General features: G+C 64.4%; 19 protein-coding genes. 7 read left to right on the top strand and 12 right to left on the bottom strand.

Going from position 1 to position 18,410, the window contains the following annotated elements:
• From MTR72_RS39800 to MTR72_RS39765, 8 genes are all read right to left on the bottom strand, one after another.
• Window positions 1–408: methylmalonyl-CoA mutase family protein (locus MTR72_RS39800; protein ID WP_341512309.1), on the bottom strand; the 408-nt coding region annotated here is incomplete at its 3' end.
• A 32-nt stretch (window positions 409–440) separates the two neighbouring features.
• Window positions 441–905 (bottom strand): GFA family protein, encoded by a 465-nt coding sequence (locus MTR72_RS39795; RefSeq protein WP_280964979.1) that lies wholly within the window; start codon window positions 903–905, stop codon window positions 441–443.
• The gene (locus MTR72_RS39790) at window positions 902–2,773 is read right to left on the bottom strand and encodes a methylmalonyl-CoA mutase family protein (protein ID WP_280964978.1); all 1,872 of its coding nucleotides are present in this window, start codon (window positions 2,771–2,773) and stop codon (window positions 902–904) included. The genes MTR72_RS39795 and MTR72_RS39790 overlap by 4 nt, the downstream gene beginning before the upstream one ends.
• 81 nt (window positions 2,774–2,854) lie before the next feature.
• Entirely contained in the window at window positions 2,855–3,370 is a 516-nt protein-coding gene (folK, locus tag MTR72_RS39785) for a 2-amino-4-hydroxy-6-hydroxymethyldihydropteridine diphosphokinase (protein ID WP_280964977.1), read from the bottom strand.
• Between the two features lie 137 nt (window positions 3,371–3,507).
• Entirely contained in the window at window positions 3,508–3,876 is a 369-nt protein-coding gene (gene folB, locus MTR72_RS39780; protein WP_280964976.1) for a dihydroneopterin aldolase, read from the bottom strand.
• Entirely contained in the window at window positions 3,873–4,733 is an 861-nt protein-coding gene (folP, locus tag MTR72_RS39775) for a dihydropteroate synthase (protein WP_280964975.1), read from the bottom strand. The genes folB and folP overlap by 4 nt, the downstream gene beginning before the upstream one ends.
• A 306-nt stretch (window positions 4,734–5,039) precedes the next feature.
• Window positions 5,040–5,447, bottom strand: coding sequence for a DUF4332 domain-containing protein (locus tag MTR72_RS39770; RefSeq protein WP_280964974.1), 408 nt, complete (start codon window positions 5,445–5,447; stop codon window positions 5,040–5,042).
• Between the two features lie 24 nt (window positions 5,448–5,471).
• Complete coding sequence (locus MTR72_RS39765; RefSeq protein WP_280964973.1) at window positions 5,472–5,837, bottom strand: DUF2267 domain-containing protein; 366 nt, start codon at window positions 5,835–5,837, stop codon at window positions 5,472–5,474.
• A gap of 350 nt (window positions 5,838–6,187) precedes the next feature.
• On the opposite strand from MTR72_RS39765, the gene MTR72_RS39760 reads away from it, so the two are divergent.
• Entirely contained in the window at window positions 6,188–7,804 is a 1,617-nt protein-coding gene (locus MTR72_RS39760) for a helicase HerA-like domain-containing protein (protein WP_280964972.1), read from the top strand.
• Between the two features lie 198 nt (window positions 7,805–8,002).
• Window positions 8,003–9,397, top strand: coding sequence for a M20/M25/M40 family metallo-hydrolase (locus MTR72_RS39755; RefSeq protein WP_280964971.1), 1,395 nt, complete (start codon window positions 8,003–8,005; stop codon window positions 9,395–9,397).
• A 226-nt stretch (window positions 9,398–9,623) separates the two neighbouring features.
• Here MTR72_RS39755 and MTR72_RS39750 read toward each other — a convergent pair whose 3' ends face one another.
• Entirely contained in the window at window positions 9,624–10,403 is a 780-nt protein-coding gene (locus MTR72_RS39750; RefSeq protein WP_280964970.1) for a class II aldolase/adducin family protein, read from the bottom strand.
• 250 nt (window positions 10,404–10,653) lie between these two features.
• The gene (locus MTR72_RS39745) at window positions 10,654–12,303 is read right to left on the bottom strand and encodes a glycosyltransferase family 39 protein (RefSeq protein WP_280964969.1); all 1,650 of its coding nucleotides are present in this window, start codon (window positions 12,301–12,303) and stop codon (window positions 10,654–10,656) included.
• A 311-nt stretch (window positions 12,304–12,614) separates the two neighbouring features.
• Here MTR72_RS39745 and MTR72_RS39740 point away from each other — a divergent pair, with 311 nt between their 5' ends.
• Together MTR72_RS39740 and MTR72_RS39735 are read left to right on the top strand one after the other, a co-directional pair.
• Entirely contained in the window at window positions 12,615–13,493 is an 879-nt protein-coding gene (locus tag MTR72_RS39740; protein WP_280964968.1) for a DUF308 domain-containing protein, read from the top strand.
• Window positions 13,494–13,654: 161 nt separating this feature from the next.
• Window positions 13,655–14,068: a MucR family transcriptional regulator gene (locus MTR72_RS39735; RefSeq protein ID WP_280964967.1), complete on the top strand. Its 414-nt coding sequence runs from the start codon at window positions 13,655–13,657 to the stop codon at window positions 14,066–14,068.
• Window positions 14,069–14,075: 7 nt separating this feature from the next.
• Here MTR72_RS39735 and MTR72_RS39730 read toward each other — a convergent pair whose 3' ends face one another.
• Window positions 14,076–14,504, bottom strand: coding sequence for a SufE family protein (locus tag MTR72_RS39730; protein ID WP_280964966.1), 429 nt, complete (start codon window positions 14,502–14,504; stop codon window positions 14,076–14,078).
• 70 nt (window positions 14,505–14,574) lie between these two features.
• Window positions 14,575–15,009 carry a DUF5330 domain-containing protein gene (locus tag MTR72_RS39725; RefSeq protein WP_280964965.1) on the bottom strand — a complete coding sequence of 145 codons (435 nt, stop codon included), beginning with the start codon at window positions 15,007–15,009 and terminating at the stop codon, window positions 14,575–14,577.
• Window positions 15,010–15,375: 366 nt separating this feature from the next.
• On the opposite strand from MTR72_RS39725, the gene MTR72_RS39720 reads away from it, so the two are divergent.
• Genes MTR72_RS39720 through MTR72_RS39710 form a run of 3 tightly spaced genes read left to right on the top strand, consistent with a single transcriptional unit; the run spans window position 15,376 to window position 18,347 of the window.
• Window positions 15,376–17,250 (top strand): sensor histidine kinase, encoded by a 1,875-nt coding sequence (locus MTR72_RS39720; protein ID WP_280964964.1) that lies wholly within the window; start codon window positions 15,376–15,378, stop codon window positions 17,248–17,250.
• Window positions 17,243–17,944 carry a peptidoglycan-binding domain-containing protein gene (locus MTR72_RS39715; protein WP_280964963.1) on the top strand — a complete coding sequence of 234 codons (702 nt, stop codon included), beginning with the start codon at window positions 17,243–17,245 and terminating at the stop codon, window positions 17,942–17,944. The genes MTR72_RS39720 and MTR72_RS39715 overlap by 8 nt, the downstream gene beginning before the upstream one ends.
• A 58-nt stretch (window positions 17,945–18,002) precedes the next feature.
• On the top strand, window positions 18,003–18,347 hold the full coding sequence (locus MTR72_RS39710; RefSeq protein WP_280964962.1) for a DUF1491 family protein: 345 nt from the start codon (window positions 18,003–18,005) through the stop codon (window positions 18,345–18,347).
• Window positions 18,348–18,410: the final 63 nt, after the last annotated feature.

Here is an 18,410-nt window from a genome sequence, read left to right as displayed (position 1 = left end):
ATAGATGGAGTCGATCGCAACGCCGGCCATGCCGACGTCGCCGGCGACGCGCGGATGATCGGAATCATAGCCGCGATGGGTGGCAAGGTCGAAGGCGACCGAGAGGCCCTTCTGTCCCGCCGCGAGGTTGCGGCGGTAGAACGCGTTGGAGTCTTCGGCCGTGGAGAAGCCGGCATATTGCCTGATCGTCCAGGGCTGGTTGACATACATGGTCGGGTAGGGGCCGCGCAGGTAGGGCGCGATGCCCGGGTACGTCTCAAGGAAATCGACGCCGGCAAGATCGGCCTCGCCATAGGCGGGCTTCACCAGAATGCCCTCGGGCGTCAACCACGGCTCAGCGCTGCCGGCCGGTGCGGCTGTTGCGGCACGCTCGAAGGGGATCTCGGCGAAATTGGGAATGCGGCTCATGGTTCCAACCATATCAGAGGTGAGCGCGTAAGCTAATCATGGTCCGGATGCTGATGGCTGACGATGGTCGCCATCTTCTCCGGCCCGTAGTTCTGCTGCGTGGTCTGGCTCGGCAAATTGGCGATGCCGACCACCCAGCCGAGGCGGGACTCGGTTCCAAATTGCCGCGTCGGAATCACCTGGTCGGGGCGGTCGAATGCGCCGGTCATGATCTCGATCCTGTCGCCATCGATGCGACGGAAGCTCAGCGGCGTGCCGCAGGCCGGGCAGAAATCACGCTCCGCGATCGAGGAGGAGCGGAACGCCGAGGGTGCCCCCTTGGTCCAGGCGAAATCGGTCTTGTTGATATCGGCAAAGGAGGCGAACGGTGCGCCGCTCGCCTTCTGGCACATCCGGCAATGGCAGATCGAAATCCGGGTCGGCGCCGTTGTCACAGCAAAGCGCACCGCGCCGCATTGGCAGCCGCCGGTGAGAACTGGTTTGCCTGCTTCGGTCATCGCTGTTCCATCCGTCGATAGGCGTCTTGCAGCGTGGCAAGCGCATCCGCGCCGGCAAAGATGAAGCCGCCGATGCCGGCCGCGCGCAGGGCCGCCTCGGCATCAGTGGGACGGCCTACGAGATAGATATGTCGTGCACCGGCCTGTTGCAGGGCTCGCGCCGCAGCTTCGGCCTGGTCCGTATAGACCTTGTCGCTGGAACAAAGGCAGGCGAGCCCGGCGCCGGAGGCTTTGAACGCAGCCGCGAGCTTCGCCGGATCGGCAAAACCGTCGCTGTCGACGCCCTGGATTCCGCCGGCCTCGAAGAAGCTTTTCGCAAAGTTCGCGCGTGCGGTGAAATCGGCGGGCGTGCCGAGATTGGCCAAAAACACCTTCGGCCGCGCGCCGTGGGCCTTCAAGGTTGCATCCGACTTGTCGCGAAGCGCCTCGAACGGTTCCGCGAGCCGGATCGGCGGCAGTGCATCGAACTTGTATTTCTGCTCGCCATAGGGCGGGAGCGCGACCGGCGTCGCCTTGAGCACAACCGTCACGCTCTCGTGCAGGTTCGGAAACTCGCTCGCGCCGGTCAGCACGTCGCGGCGCTTGTCGATGTTGGCCTCGCGCGCCTTGCGTGCGGCGGCGACCTTCCCCTGGAACAGGTTCTGCTGAAGCGCGGCAAAAGCGCCGCCGGCCTTTTCGCTCTCCTGGAACAGCGCCCAGGCCGCTTCGCAGAGTTGCGCAGTCAGCGTCTCGATGCCACCTGCGCCCGCCGCGGGATCAGAGACCTTTCCGAGGTTGCTTTCCTCCAGCAGCAGAAGCTGCGTATTGCGCGCTATGCGCCGCGCAAAGGGATCGGGCAGGCCGAGCGCCAACGTGTACGGCAGCACCGTGACGGCGTTGGCACCGGCAAGCCCGGCGGCGAATGTCGCCATGGTCGCGCGCAGCATGTTCACGTAGGGATCGCGCTGCGTCAGCATGCGCCAAGCTGTGTCGGCGGCGATGAACAGCGGCTTCGGCGTCAGGCCGCAGGCCTGCTCGATCCGCGCCCACAGCAGCCGCAGCGCGCGGAACTTGGCCATAGTCAGGAACTGGTCGGCATCCGCGGCGAGTCGCGCATAGACCATGCCTTGTGCCTGCTCCAGCGGGACGCCGGCGCCTTCGATCGCGCGCAAATAGGCGATGCCGCAGGCGAGCACGAAGGCGAGCTCTTGCGCCTCCGATCCGCCGGCATCGTGGATCACGCGTCCGTCGCTTGATGCGAACGGTCCCTTGAAGCCGAGCGCGGCAAGGCCGCGGATAGCCCCCGTGACGGCCGGAACGATCTCTTCCCAGGTATAGGGGCTGCTGCCCCACTCTGCGCCGGCTGCGAGCGGATCTAGCCCGAAGCGGATGTCGCAGGCGGCGGGATCGATGCCTGTGCTCTTTACGTATTCCGCCACATGGATCGCGGCCAACCGCGATTGCGGCCCGACCTGGAGCTCGATGCCGATGCCGGCATCGAGCTGAATGTCCTTCAAGACCCTTGCGACCGTATCCGCCGTCGGTTCCAGGCCAAAGCCGTGGCTGCCGGTGCCACCGGCAAACACCAGTGCAAGCCCCGTGGCGCCGTTCTCTAGATCGGTGAGCGCCTGCGCGTTCGCGAGCGCAGCGTCGGGATGATCGATCCGCTGCATGATCTGCCATGGCGCTGCCGCCGGGCGTCCGGCCACAGGTGCAACGCCCTTGGCGCGCTGATAGAGCGGATCGATCTTCAGCCCATCGTAGGTCTTGCCGACCAGTTTCTCGAATGGCGCGCCCTTCAGCACTCCGTCGACCAGCTTGCGCCAGTCCTCGTACTGCGCCGTGGGAAACTCGGCCGCCAGCGGCAGATCATCAGTCACTGAGGTCATACAGCGAGGGACTCCCAAAGATCCTTGTTATCGGCGGCGAAATTGCCACGGTCGACCGTCCCTGCAAACGGTTGTTTTTGGTTAGCCGGTATCCGGCAGCCGCTCAATTCCTTGCGTTGAGACGCTGGCGAGCGCATCGCGGACCTTGATCCCGGCGATCAGGCGGTCCGGCGCGATTTCGGCGAGCGGTACCAGCACGAAGGCGCGCTCGAACAGGCGCGGATGTGGCAGCGTCAGGTCGGGCGTCTGCAGCGCCACATCGTCATAGGCGATCATGTCGAGGTCGAGCGTGCGCGGTCCCCAGCGCCGCTCCTTGGTCCGCGTGCGGCCGAATTTCTGCTCGACTTTCTGCATCACGAACAGCAGCGCGTGCGGATCGAGGTTCGTCTCGATCTCGATGCAGGCATTGATGAAGGGATCCTGCTCCTCGTCGCCCCAGGGCGGGGTCGTATAGTCTGATGAGCGCGCCAACAGCGCGGCTTGCGCCATGCTGCAGATGTGGGCGATCGCCTTTTTGAACGTCGCGCGGACATCGCCGACATTGCCGCCGAGTGCGATCAGCGCGCTCGCGGAGCGGATTTGACGTTCGCTAACCATTTGCCGAGCTTCCTTCTGCGAACGTCAAATCCGCTCCGCGAGCAAACAATAATGTACGAGTGGCCCTTTTGATCCTGACATTCGCAAACGTGGCTCCGCGAGTCTGTGCGAATGTCAGGATCGGGCCACTCGCCATCTCAGGGATGCCGCGACCGCGTCAGCATGATGCCGACGTCGTCGAAGATCGCCGCGATCGGCGCGTGCGGCTTGTGCACGGTGACCTTCACGGCGCGAATGCGCGGGAAGTGCGACAGGATGGCGTCGGCGACCGCGCCGGCGGCGCGCTCCAGCAGCTTGTAATTGGTGTTCTTGAATGCAGCCGTCGTGGTTGCCACCACATCGGAATAGGAGACGGTGTCGGCGAGCCGGTCGGTGCGGGAGGACTCCGACAAATCGGTGTAGAGCTCGAGGTCGAGCACGAAGCGCTGACCGACCTCGGTCTCGTGCTCCATCACGCCGTGGCGGGCATGGATCACGAGGCCGGTCACGAAGATCGTATCGGTCATTGCTTGCTCTCGATTGCGGCCGCGACCCGCAGGGCCTGCAGCGTCTCGGCGACGTCATGGGTCCGGATGATCCTGGCGCCGCGCTGCGCGGCGAGGAGATGGGCGGCGATCGAGCCGGCGAGTCGCTCTTGTGGCTCCGACGGCGACACTGATGCGATGAAGCGCTTGCGCGAGGCGCCGACCAGGATCGGCAGGCCGAGCGCGCTGAGTGCGTCGAGCCGCGCCAAGGCCGTCATGCTCTGCTCCGCCGTCTTGCCGAAGCCGATGCCGGGATCGAGCACGATCATGTCGCGTGCGATGCCGGCCTTCGCCGCGATGTCGAGCGAGCGCTGGAAGAATGCGACCATGTCCTGCACGATGTCGATGGCGGGATCGACGCTGTCGCGATTGTGCATGACGATGACAGGGACATTTCGCGCGGCGACCAGTGGTGCCATGCCGGCGTCTCGTTGCAGGCCCCAGACGTCGTTGGCGATGGCAACGCCCTGGTCGAGCGCGAAAGCCACGACCTCCGCCTTCATGCTGTCGATCGACACGGGCACGCCGAGCGCCACCACCTCGGCCAACACCGGCTTCAGCCGGGCGAGTTCGTCCGCCGCCGTCACCGGCTGGGCACCCTTGTAGGGTCGGGTGGATTCGGCGCCGATGTCGATGATATCGACGCCATCAGCGATCATCGCCCGCGCCCGCGCCAGCGCCTGGTCGGGCGCCATGAACTGTCCGGCGTCGGAAAAGGAATCCGGGGTGATGTTGAGCACGCCCATCACCGCCGGGATCGGTCGTCCGAGCAGCGTCCGCAGTACGCCGGGCCCGGCCGAACCGGCCGGTGCGACGGATGGGGAGGGCGAGGCGTTCATGCGGCTCGCTTTGCGCGGTCAGGCATGGGGAGTCAAGACGGGATGGAGCAATGGCCGCATCTCGGCATGGCGTCGCACACATTCGCTGTCATTGCCCGCCTTGTGCGTACTTGCGCACTGAGGCGGACAATCCAGTATTTCAGTGACAATGCCGCGATGCGGGGGGCGCGGCGTGCTCGATACCCCTGCTTTCGCGGGGTATGACGGCGGAGTTAGGGGATGAATCGCTGCTCGTCGGGCTAGACGACACCGAAAGTGTGGCGTGGCAATCGTATGCTGAGAGAGACGCCTTAATGCGTGGGCGACCTAATACGTAATCTTCGGCGCCAGTTTCTTCGCCTTGGCGATGATATCGCCGACTGATTTCTCTGACGGCAGGATGCGGACGAGCTTCCTCTTTTCGTTCGCTTCGCGCATGCTCTGGGCGAGTCTCGCCGGATTTCGATAAGCGAGCTCGCGCACAGTGGTGACGCCGGCGGCGCGGACCAGGCCGACCTTGGCTCTGCCCATGCCAGGAATGCGCATGTAGTCGGAGACGTTGGCCCATTCCAAGAGCTGCTGCTCGCTGATGCCGGTTTTGGCGGAGAGCGCCTTGCGGCCCTTGGCAGTGCTGGCTGCTTCGAGCAGGGCGTCGGTGGTGCGGATACCTTGCGCCTTCAGCTTGCTGGCGGCGAAGGTCGGCAGGCCCTCAATCTCGGAGATGGGATATGTCATGATACTTGATATGCAATGCGAGCTTCAGGCGAACTGGCTGAGGCCCGGCGTCCCCGCGATGATCTTGCCCATCTGATCCGCTCCGATTTTGTCTCGGCCGAAACGAAAAAGTTCACGGGCGACCTTCTGGATATCGGACATGCCGAGACCCAGGCCCATCAGGCGCGTGCCGACGGCCATCAGGCCGCCGCCCATCAGCCGCGACAGTCCGCCGCCACTCTTGGACGCCTCGATTGCCGCTTCTGCGCCGGGAATCTGGTCGATCAGGGTCTGGACGCTATCGGAAGGCCCCTCGCTGCGAAGGAAGCCCAGGATAATGCCGACGGTCTTTTCAGCGACAGCACTATCTATGCTGGCGTTTGTCGCCAGCCGCCCGATCAGCTCGTCCATATGGCCTGCCCCTCAGCCGGTTCACATGCCGGAGTTTTGTTTTCGAAAATTGATCTTGAGCCGGTGCGAAGTGAAATACAAGCGATCAACGCACACGGCGTCGCGATTCATCTTCAATCGCACGAAAAGTGTTGCAGCAATGCAAGAGCAGAGACGAAATCAGAGAAAAATTGCCGCGGTTGCGAACCTATCGTTCCGACTTTGGGCGGATGTCATGCACTCATTCTCCGACAATGTCGCATGCACGCGGCGAACCGTTTAACCGGCTCGCAACATGGGTTAAACTACGGAACTGACGCGTTTGCGTTTCAATACGCGAAACATGCTGAGACAAATGAGGCAAGAGACTGATGACGGCACAGGACAGCAAGCTCGGCGATACCGGCGAGAAGATTTTCGTCGGCAAGGGAGACGAGCAGGCCTGGCTGACGCTGGCGCTCGCCAATCGCCACGGCCTCGTCACCGGTGCAACTGGAACCGGCAAGACGGTCACGCTGCAAGTCATGGCGGAAGGATTTGCCCGCGCCGGTGTTCCGGTTTTCGCAGCCGATATCAAGGGCGATCTCTCCGGCATCTCCGAGGTCGGCGAGACCAAGGATTTCATCCTCAAGCGTGCCGCAGAAATAGGGCTGACATTTCAGCCGGACCAGTTCTCGACGGTGTTCTGGGACGTGTTCGGCGAGCAAGGCCACCCGGTCCGTGCAACCGTCACCGAGATGGGGCCGCTCCTCCTGGCACGGATGCTCGATCTCAACGACGTGCAGGAGGGCGTGCTCAACGTCGCCTTTCGTGTCGCCGACGAAAACGGCCTGCCTATCCTCGACATGAAAGACCTGCGGTCACTGCTGGATGCGATCGTCCCCGATAGCGGCAAGAAGGGGCCGGACGCCGAAGAGGATCCGCTCGCGCCGATCAGGAAAGCTGCCCAGGGTTTTGGCAACGTCACCAAGGCCACCGTCGGCACCATTCAGCGCCAGCTCCTCGTGCTGGAAAACCAGGGCGGCACCAAATTCTTCGGCGAGCCGGCGCTGTCGCTGAAGGATTTCATGAAGACCGACCGCGACGGACGCGGCATGATCAACATCCTTGTCGCCGACAAGCTGCTCCAGAGCCCACGGCTCTATGCGACATTCCTGCTCTGGATGCTGTCGGAGCTGTTCGAGGAGTTGCCCGAGGCCGGCGACCTGCCCAAGCCGAAGCTGGTGTTCTTCTTCGACGAGGCGCATCTGTTGTTCAACGACGCGCCGAAGGCGCTGATGGACAAGATCGAGCAGGTGGTGCGGCTAATCCGCTCGAAAGGCGTCGGCGTCTACTTCGTGACGCAAAATCCGATCGACGTGCCCGACCGCGTGCTGGGGCAGTTGGGCAACCGGGTGCAGCATGCGCTACGCGCCTTTACCCCGCGCGACCAGAAAGCTGTTGCCGCTGCGGCCCAGACCTTCCGGCCCAACCCGAAGCTCGACACCGCCAAGGTGATCATGGAGCTCGGGAAGGGCGAAGCGCTGGTGTCCTTCCTCGAAGGCAATGGCACGCCGGCGATGGTCGAGCGGGTGATGATCCGGCCGCCGTCGGCACGCATCGGGCCGATCACGCCGGAGGAGCGCAAGGCGATCATGGATGCAAGCCCAGTGAAGGGCAAATACGACACTGCGATCGATTCCGAATCCGCCTATGAGATCCTGCAGAAGCGCATTGCCGGCACGGCCGTAACGGCGAACGGCGCGGGAGGCGGCGGCGGCATTCTCGGCCAGATCGGCTCGATCGTCGGCACCATCTTCGGCACTAACACCAGGCGCGGCCGGCTGACGACAGGCCAGCGTATCGCGCGCGACGTGACGCGCACGGTCACCGACAAGGTGGTCGGCGGCGTCGTGGCCGATCTCGGCAAGTCGGTCGGCGGCCAGCTTGGCGGTTCGGTCGGCCGCGCCCTCGTCCGCGGCGCCCTTGGCGGATTGCTGCGGCGATAGGCGGGAAGGCAGAGACTTTCCTTAAAACGGTTTTCTATGCGGGCGTAGTTCACCTCGCGGGGCAACAATCTCGCGACCACGGCTGTCCTCGCCGCTGTGCTGGTCCGGCACATCCGCCATCCGCCGGTTGCGCTGGCTCCGACGGCGCAGCGGCGCTAAAACCGCAGGCCTCTCGGGACCACAGCCAGGAACACGACAATGCCCAACGCGCAGCTTCAGTCCGTGCTCGACCATATCGACAAGGATTTCGACAACAGCCTCGAGCGCCTGTTCGCGCTGCTGCGGATCAAGTCGATCTCGGCCGACCCGGCCTTCGCCAATGATTGCAAGGCGGCGGCCGAGCATCTGGCGAAGGACATCGCAGGCCTCGGCGTCGCGACCGAGGTCCGGCCGACCGCCGGTCATCCCGCCGTCGTCGGTCGAAGCAAGGCGGGCGGGCGGCCGCATGTGCTGTTCTACGGCCACTACGACGTGCAGCCGGTCGATCCGCTCGATCTCTGGCACCGTCCGCCGTTCGAGCCCGTCGTCACCGATCACGCTGACGGCCGCAAGATCATCGTTGCGCGCGGGGCCGAGGACGACAAAGGGCAGGTGATGACCTTCGTCGAGGCCTGCCGCGCCTGGAAGAAGGTGACGGGTTCGCTGCCGATCGACATCACCTTCCTGATCGAGGGCGAGGAGGAGGTCGGCTCGAAGAACTTCGTACCCTTCATCGAAACCAACAAGGATGAGTTCAAGGCCGACTACGTGCTGGTCTGCGACACCGGCATGTGGGACCAGAATACGCCGGCGATCACGACGTCGCTGCGCGGCCTGCTCTATGAAGAGGTGAAGATCACCGCCGCCAATCGCGACCTGCATTCCGGTGTGTTCGGCGGCACCGCGATGAACCCGATCCGCTTGCTGACCAAAATTCTCGGCGGATTGTTCGACGACGACAACCGTATCACCATTCCCGGCTTCTATGATGGCGTAAAGGATACGCCGCCGGACGTCCTTGAGCAGTGGAAGAAGCTCGACTTCACGCCGGCGACGTTCCTCAAGCCGGTTGGGCTGTCGATCCCCGCTGGCGAGAAGGGCAGGCTCCTGGTCGAGCAAGCCTCCACGCGTCCGACTTGCGATGTCAACGGCATCTGGGGCGGCTATATCGGCGAAGGCTCCAAGACGGTGATCCCCTCGCACGCATCGGCCAAGGTATCGTTCCGGCTGGTCCAGGGGCAGGATCCCCAAAAGATCCGCAAGGCTTTCCGCGATTACGTATCGGCGCGGATCCCGGGGGATTGCAAGGTCGAGTTCGGCGACCATTCCGCCGCGCCCGCGGTCGCGCTCGACTGGAACATGAAGCCGCTCGCCGCCGCCAGGAAGGCACTGACCGACGAATGGGGCAAAGAGACCGTGCTGATGGGCTCGGGCGCCTCGATCCCGATCGTCGCCGATTTCAAGCGCACGCTTGGGCTGGACTCGCTACTGGTCGGCTTCGGCCTCGACGACGACAACATCCACTCGCCGAACGAGAAGTACGATCTGAAAAGTTTTCAGAAGGGCATCCGCTCCTGGGCCCGTATCCTCGCGGCGCTGGCGGAGGTGAAGTAGGCACCGCGCAAATGTGTAGGGTGGGTTAGCGAAGCGCAAGCCACCTCCGCTTGCGCGGCGACAGAAGTGGTGGGTTACGCCTGGCGGACTGCGCTTCGCGCAGCCGCGGGGCTAACTCACCCTGCGAAGGCGCACAAAATAAAAACGCCGCCCGGGATTGGACGGCGTTTCATTCCAAAATGTGCAGAGGTAGTTGACCGCTACTCTACACCAAATCCCGAAAATCTCAAGTCCTGTAGCCCGGATTGACGCGGTCGAGCTTGCGCAGCAACGGCGGCCACACCAGGTTGGTGGCACGCAGCTCGGCGCGATCACGGTTCGACAATAACTCGGTGTTCTTGTCGATCGCGGTCTCGTCGACCGGATAGACCGGTGTGCCCAGCGCGCGCGTGCGCACCTGCATCGAGCAGGCGCGCTCGAGGTGGTACATGCGCTCGAAGGCGGAGGCGACCGAGCGGCCGACCGTCAGCGTGCCGTGGTTGCGCAGGAGCATGTGGTTGTGATTGCCGAGATCTTTCTGCAACCGTGGCCGCTCGTCGTGATCGAGTGCAATACCTTCATAGTCGTGATAAGCGAGGTCGTGAGTCACGAGCTGCGCGGTCTGGTTCAGCGGCAGGAGGCCCTCGGCGCTGCTGGAGACCGCGGTGCCATCGAGCGTGTGAAGATGTAGCACGCAGATCGCGTCCTCGCGGACCTCGTGAATCGCCGAATGGATGGTGAAGCCGGCCGGGTTGATGCTGTACTCGCTTTCGGTGAGCTGGTTGCCGTGCAGGTCGACCTTGACGAGGCTCGACGCCGTGATCTCGTCGAACATCAGTCCGTAGGGGTTGATGAGGAAGTGATGGTCCGGTCCGGGCACACGCGCTGAGATGTGGGTGTCGACCAGGTCGTCCCAGCCATAGAGCGCGACGAGGCGGTAGCAGGCGGCGAGATTGACCCGTTGCTGCCACTCCGCCTCCGTCATGTTCGACGGCACTTCCTTCAGGCGCGCTTCCGCTGGCGACATGGCTGGTCTCTCCGAACATCGTTGTTGCGGGAAGGAAGCGTAGTCTCGCAAGCTGCCGCCAGCAAGGCACCCGATGCGCAGCAGTCAAGCGTAGCCCGCATGGAGCCAACGGGTCGGCGCAAAGCGCCGCCCGATGACAGGCTCCGCGGAATGCGGGGAGTCTGGCTGTCCCGGATTTCGCTTCGCTCCATCCGCGTTACGGAGCCTGGATGATGGATCGGCTGCAATGACAGCCGACCCGACAAGATTGTTACGGCGCCGGGATCGACAGCAGGCTGGAAATGCTGCGGCCGCGGATGTCGTAGACGCGGGCGAACACCACGTCGTCGCGCTTGATCTCGACCATGACGGGGGCAGTGAGACCCTTGCAGTAGAACTCGCCGAGCGTCATCGCGAAATCGGCGGCGTTGGAGTCCCAGCCGATGGTGAAATCGGGTCCGAGCGCGACCTGCGCCGGACGCTGCGGACCGCACACCGCGACCTTCCATTTGCGATTACGCGGCGGCACCTCCTGGCGCTCGATCAACTGCTCGCGCAACTCGTCGGAGGCCTGCTTCAGCGCCAGGCCCCAATAGTCGAGCATGAAGCGGTCGTCGGCGCCGCGCACGGTGCCGGCGATGTAGTTGAAGTGGGTGTATTGATAGGGATGCAGCCGGATCATCTCGGCGAGTGGCAGCGCAAGGCCGAAGCAGAACGTGGCGACCACGGCCGGCTGCCAGGCGCGGTGATTGGCGCGCAGGCGCTCCATGGCCCAGGCGAAGGCAACGCCCCCGAGCACCGCCATCGGCGGGATCACGAAGACGAAATGGCGGATGCCGTTGTAGAGCGCCGGCCGCTTCACCATCGCGATCGCGAGCGGCAGCGTCGCCGCCAGCGTGAGCATCAGCATGATGGTCTTGCGGCGCGCCGGAACCTCGCGGCGCGGCAGCAGGGCGAAGGTGCCGATCACGGCGCCGATCGTCAGCACCAGCATCACCTCGGGAAGCTGGAGCGCGAACAGCGTCGGCAGATAGGACCAGGGCATGTCCGGCACGGACACGATCGCGCCGTCGAACATCTCCTTCCACGGCTTTTCGAAGAAGTGCGAGAAGTAGGTCAATGCCTCGAAGGGATTGCCGGGCTGCATGATCGACCACGGCCAGATCAGGCCCATCACAAGATAGCCGAGCACGAGGCCGGGCAGCAGCACATAGATGACATGGGCGAAGCGGCGGACCGCTTCGTGCGCGCCTTCGATACGCAGCTCTTCCAGGAACATCGGCACGAAGCCGACCATGGCATAAACCAGCGCAAGGCCGCCGAGAATGCGCGAGCCGATCGACAGGCCGGCGCCGAGGCCGACGATCAGGATCGTGCGCGGCGAGGGCTGCGGATATTCCTCGGCGAGCCGCACCAGGCCCAGCATCAGGATGATCATCGCCACCGCGAAGGGCGCATCCTTCGGGTTCATGAACATGTGGCCGTAGAAGATCGGGCACAGCGCGAGCAGGAGCAGCGCCGCAAGTCCGGCGAGCGGTCCGCCGATGCGGCGGCCGAGCCGCCATGTCACGGCGAGCCCGATGACGCCCACGATCGCACCGACCAGACGGCGCGTCTCGAACAGCTCGAGCGGTAGGATCTTGTGCAGGAGAGCCGCGGCCATGTCGAAGCCGCCGCCATACATATAGAGGTTGGCGAAAGACAGCGCCGCGGTGTCCTTGTAGCCGGAACCGAACATGCGCAACAGGAGGTCGGCATATTCGGCGTGAGTGTAATCGTCCCAGCCGAGCCCGTAGTCGCGGAAAGTCAGGCCCGCAATGACAGCGACCGCCGCCAGCACCAGCATGGCGAGATCGTCGCATGTCCGTTCAATCGAGCGCCGCGCAGGCGTGTCGATCGCCGAGGTCGTTATGGACGTCATGGCTATCGGTGACCCGGAATCCCCTCTTGGCCCTGCTGGTGCGCGCGGGCCTGTTCCCCGGAATCCCTATAGCGCAGTTCCATTACCAAGTAATTGGGCATTATGGCTAAATTCCTGATGCGACGCAGCAATTTCCAGCTTTCGCAGCATTCTAGTGCTAGCGAACCGATGCTGAAGGGAATGTGAATAAGTCTCTGATTTCCTTCCTTTAAGGAACGGTGGCGGCAATTGGCCGTTGGCGAGGTACGCAATATGACGGTATCGTGGCGCGACGGGTGTCGCGAGCGGATCGGCGGCCGGGGGTGTGTTCGATGACGTTGGCATTGTTGATCGCGGGGATCGTCGCTGTCGTGGCGGGCCTCCTTGCGATCCTTTTTGGCATCCCGATCAAGGAATTCGGTTTCGGCAACACGCTGATACTTGTCGGCGCAATCGGCGTCTGCTCCGGAATGTTACTGATGGGCCTCTACGTCGTGGTCCTGGAACTGAAGAGCATCGCCCGGCGCCTTGCGAACCTGACAGCGCCGTCGGACGTCCGGGTCCGGCCCGTGCTGCCGCCGGGCCTCGCGCCGGCCGGCGTGCCAATGGCCGAGGCGGCGTCCGCGCCAGCAATGAAGGCCGAGCCGCCGCCGTCGCCCGTTGCGCCCCCGCCATGGCTCGACGACGCCGCACGCGAGCGGTCGCGCGCCGAGGCGCCATCCGCTCCGGAAGTGCCCGCGCCGCCGCCCGCGACTCCCGAGGCGCCACGGCGGCGCAACCTGCTGTTTGCCTCGACCTCGCGCAAGGAGCGCGAGCGCGCCCAGGGCAAGGCTGCCGAAGGCCTGCCGCCGCAACCGCCTGCCGAGCCTGCGACCCCCGCTGCGCCGGAGGCGCCGCCTGCGAGCTTCGACGATGCCTGGCCGAAGCCCGACCGGATGCGGCCGGCCGAGCCCGCAGCGTCGCGTCGTCCGGCGCCACCGCCGCGCTCGCCCTCGGCCTTCACCGAAGCTGCTCCGCCCGCGTCCGAATCTCCGCCGCCTCCGCCAGCTCCGGCCGAGCAGCCACCCGTCACCGTGCTCAAATCCGGCGTCGTCGACGGCATGGCCTATTCGCTTTATTCCGACGGATCGATCGAAGCGCAGATGCCGGAGGGCATGATGCGCTTCGCCTCGATCGACGAATTGCGCGCCCATCTCGACCAGCGCTCCTGACGCCTTGGGCGATCAAGTAAAGCGCTGGGGTTGTTGTCATTCCACCAGTAACCAGCCCATATTGGCCAGTCGTCGTATTTGAGCCGAACGTATTGTTGACAGAGAATACTTAGGCGTCGCCAATCCAGCGCGACGAAGCCAGATTGGAGAGGGGGCGAGCCATGTCGGATGCTGGCGGCAAAAATTTCATCGAGCTGACGGCGAACATCGTGTCGGCCTATCTCAGCAACAATCCGACACCCGCCGGCGAGATTCCGAATCTCATCAGCCAGGTGCATGGCGCCTTGGTGCGGGTCTCCGCGGGCCGAACCGAGGCGCTGCTCGAGCCGGCGAAACCGGCGGTCTCGCTGAAGAAGTCGATCGCGCCGGACTATCTGGTGTGTCTGGAGGACGGCAAGCGCTTCAAGTCGCTGAAGCGCCATCTGCGCACCCAGTACAACATGACGCCGGAACAATACCGCGAGAAATGGGGCCTGCCGGCCGACTATCCTATGGTCGCGCCGAACTATGCGGTGGCGCGCTCGCAACTGGCGAAGCAGATGGGGCTCGGGCAGCAGCAGCGGAAACGGAAATAGCGCCGCTTCAGGAGGCTTCGGCGAGCGCCTCTCTCGCGTCGACCCGGATCCGTTCGACCATCGAGCGCAGGCCATTGGAACGCTGCGGCGTCAGGTGCTCGCGAAAGCCGAATTCGTCGAACACCGCGATCGCGTCGGTCGACAGGATCTCTTGCGGCGTGCGGCCTGAATAGAGCGAAAGCAGGATCGCGACGAGCCCGCGCACGATATGCGCGTCGCTGTCGCCGAGATATTTCAGGACTGGCGCGCCGTTGCCGCGCTCGATGCTCTTGGACAGCCAGACCTGGCTGACGCAGCCCTGCACCTTGTTCTCGGCCGAGTGCAACGCCTCGGACATCGGTTCCAAGGTGCGGCCGAGCTCGATGACGTAGCGGTAGCGGTCGTCCCAGTCGTCCAGTATCTCGAAATTATCCCTGATTTCGTCAATCGTCGTCATAGTCGGCCCGTGGATCCCTGTTCCCGCCAATATAGGGACGCGAAGGCGCGAAATCGATAGGGTTTGGGCTCTAATTCGCCGCTGCTGGCCCGCGCCATTCCAGCGCGAGGTCGTCCTGGGTCAGGGTGTCGGGCGGCGCCTCGCTCGCGGCCGTATCGCCTTCGCCGGCCATCGCGATCGAGCCGGTGTGGTCGGGCGCCTTCTTCTCGTTCTTTTCGTTCTTGTCGTTGGTGATCTGCTCTTTCTTGTCGTTGATGATCTGGTACAGCTTGCGCGCGCCGTCCTGGGCGCGCTGGCCTATGATGGTCGCCGCCTGTCCGCCGACCTCGCAGGCCGCCGGTTGGCGCTTGCAGAACTGGCTCATGTCCGAAACGGCCGCGGTCGCAGCCTGCACGGCATCGGCGGCGCCGAGCTGCGGCAGCTTCTCCGATTCGGGCGTCTTGTCCCGCGGCAGGAGCACCAGCACCAGCCCGAGCCAGAATGTGATGCGGAGCAGAAAGCGCATCTTGCGACCTGTAGGTTAGATCCCGCCCGCGGCGGTCCCCGCACGCGTCCGATCTAGCAATCCTCGATAAATCGCAAGTGATTGCCTTGAGCTTAATTCTTGGAAAATTGACGCAAATTTCCTGGCGGCCGACAGTCTCGTAAATTTTCGATTGACGGCGCCTGCGCGTCCACCAATTCGAAACCATGAGGGTTGCAGCGAAACCCCGCGTTCACCATCCCTGTCGAAGACCTCGTCAAATCGTCTAAAAATGTCCGCGATCACGCGGTGTTCGGCGGCGAGGGCAGCCGCCTTAGCGTTCGTTTAATGTCACTCTGACACGGTGGCTCAACGATAAGGAGGCGTTCCGGCGCGTCTTTTCGACGAATGAGCCGAAGCGCGAGACCCGTGACAGTTTTGAGTATCATCCGCGATTGTCTCGATGCACTGCTGCATCCCTCTGCGCGTTACGATGCGCTGACGCGGGCGCGCCACCGTGCCTTCATGGCGCCGCGGCTGCTCGGCAGCCTGGCCGCCTTCGCCGCCTTTCCCGTCTATCTTGCCATGCGTGGCGCGCCGAGCGCGATCGAAGTCGCGGCGTTCGCATGGCTGATCGCACCGATCCTGCTGTCGTGGTTTCTGTCGCGCACGGGCCATTATGAAGGTGCGCATGTGCTGTCGTCGCTGGCACTCGCCGGCCTGATCATGGCGGTCGTGGCCACGACCGGCGGCATCGAATCCTTTGCCGCGATCTGGCTGGTCGCGGTTCCACTCGAAGCCGCATTGTCGGCCTCGCGCCGCGCCGCGGCCTTTGCCTCGCTGCTCGCCCTGTCCTGTGCGGGGATGCTGATCCTTGTCAGCCAGTTCGGCTGGCTTCCGCCGGCAGAACCGAGCGCCATGGAACGCGGCGTCTACTTGGCATTCGGTGTCGCCTCGGCGACGCTCTACGCCGCGGGCCTCGCCTTTGGCGCGGAATCGCTGGCGCGCACGAGCGTCGCGCTCTTGTCGCGTGAAGAGGGGCGTTACCGGCTGCTGGCGCGCAATATGAGTGATGTCATCTCGCGGCATCAGCGCGGCGGCGCGGTGCAGTTCATCTCGCCGGCGGCCGAGAGCATGCTCGGGATTCCGGTTGCACAACTGCTCGGCCACGGTCTGTTCGACCGCGTCCATGTCGCCGATCGTCCGGCCTATCTCACCGCACTGTCGGATGCAGCGCGTGGCGAGGTCCGCAGCGTCGAGTTCCGGCTGCGGCGCGACAATGCGGGGCCCGAACGCGGCCAGGTCGATTTCCTCTGGGTCGAGATGCGTTGCCGGCCGCTCGATCAGGAGTCGGCGCGCGACATGGCGTGCGAAGCGGAGGTCGTCGCGGTGATGCGCGACGTTACCGATCGCAAGAACCAGGAGCAGGCGCTCGAAGAGGCGCGTAGCGCCGCTGAAGCCGCCGATGCCGCCAAGACGCGCTTCCTCGCCACCATGAGCCACGAACTGCGCACGCCGCTCAACGCCATCATCGGATTCTCGGAGATGATCGCGCAGGAGCAGAGCTTGATGCTCGGCGCAGCCCAGCGCAAGGAATATGCCCAGCTCATCAACGATTCCGGCCAGCACCTGCTGTCGGTCGTCAACGGCATCCTCGACATGTCGAAGATGGAGTCGGGAAATTTCGAGATTTCGTCGGAGCCATTCGCGCCGCGTGGCGCGCTGCTTCATTGCTGCAATCTACTCGCGCTGAAGGCGCGGGAGAACGGCATCGATCTGATCACCGATGCGCCGCAGGACCTGCCGATGATGACCGGCGACCCGCGCGCCTTCAAGCAGATCGTGCTCAACCTCGTCGCCAATGCCATCAAATTCACCGAGCGCGACGGTCAGGTCACGGTCGCCGCCGCGGCGTCCGCCTCGCAGCTCACACTTCGCATCAGCGACACCGGCGTCGGCATCGCGCCCGATGACCTCAAGCGCATCGGCGCGCCGTTCTTCCAGGCCGGCAAGACCTATCAACGCCGCCACGAAGGCACGGGCCTCGGCCTTTCGATCGTGAAGAGCCTCGTGGCGTTGCATCTCGGCGAATTGACGGTACAAAGCAGGCTCGGCGAGGGCACGGCCGTCACGGTCAAGCTGCCGCTCGTCTACACGCCGCCGCAAGTCAAGCCGCCCGAGAGCAACATCGCGACGTTGACGCCGGCGCCGCGCCAGGAAACGCAAGACCAAACTCAAGACCACCCCCAGGACCAACCTGCTCTGGTGAAGAAAAGTGCCTAGAAAGTCTGCAAAGGACGCTGCCGCTCCGCGCCGCCGTGGCGCCAAGGCTGCTGTTGTCGATATCGAGACCGAGCGCAATCTCGCGATGCGGATTCTGCTGCACAGCCCCAAGGACACGCTGGCCGGCTTCGTCGCTATCGCCGCTGTCTGCGCCATCATCGGCAATGCGCTATTTCTCCAGACCGGCCGGCATCCGGCGCCGATGTTCGGAACCGTGATCAATCTGCCCGCGCCATCGTCCGCTGCGCTGTCGAGCCCGCTTCCGCGGCCGCGTCCGGTCGGCGCCGATATGTCGCCGCTCGAGCCGAAACCGACTGAATTTCGCGTCGAACCGAAGCCTGCAGAGAGGGCGCCGGAGAAACCGGTCGAGGCGACCGCATCGACGCCGAGATCGGGCGATCCTATGACCAATCTGGTCAAGGCCACGACGTCGACGCCGCCATCCGTCGCCATCGCCCGACCGCCGGCGCCGATCCCGGTGCCGCAGAGCCCTGCGGCGCGACGCATCGCCGGCGTCCAGCGCGCGCTGTCCGAATATGGCTACGGCCAGTTGAAGGTCACGGGGACGATGAGCGGCGAGACCCAGTCCGCGATCCAGAAGTTCGAGCGCGAGCACAGGATGGCCGTTACCGGGCAGGTGTCTGATCGCCTGTTGCGCGAGCTCGCGGCCGCGATCGGGCACCCCGTCGAATAATCGTCATCGTTGCGCGCAGGCTGGTGCCGACCCCGGCGCTGGCCTATCTATCCTGCTCATGAGATTGAAATCCAGCATCTGGGTGGCGGCTTACTTGCGCCGTTGCCAAACCGAGGGCGTGTTCGGCGCGGTACGCCGTCGCGGCGCCGAAGAGGCGGGCGCGGTGTTCGTGAAGGTCTCGCTGCTTGACGGTAATGCGATGCTGTACGTGCCGGCGCCGCAGACCGTCTATGAGGACGGCCGGCCGGTCGATCGCTTCTTCGTGCCCGTTGCGCCGCAGCCTCAGCCGGAGCAGTCCGTCGAGGACCGCCTGACCAAGGAAATCCGCTTCGACCCCGACGCCTGGATCGTTGAGACCGAGGACCGCGCGGGGCGGCATTTCCTGGAGCTGGCGAAGACCTGATTGGGCGGATATCAATCTCAATTGAGCCAGCGCGGCGAGGAACGTGCTTCACCTCTCCCTGCT

The organism is Bradyrhizobium sp. ISRA442 (assembly GCF_038085055.1).
Taxonomy (GTDB): Bacteria; Pseudomonadota; Alphaproteobacteria; order Rhizobiales; family Xanthobacteraceae; genus Bradyrhizobium.
The sequence above is the reverse complement of the archived record's forward strand: the minus strand, read 5'-3'. Positions and strand labels throughout refer to the sequence as shown.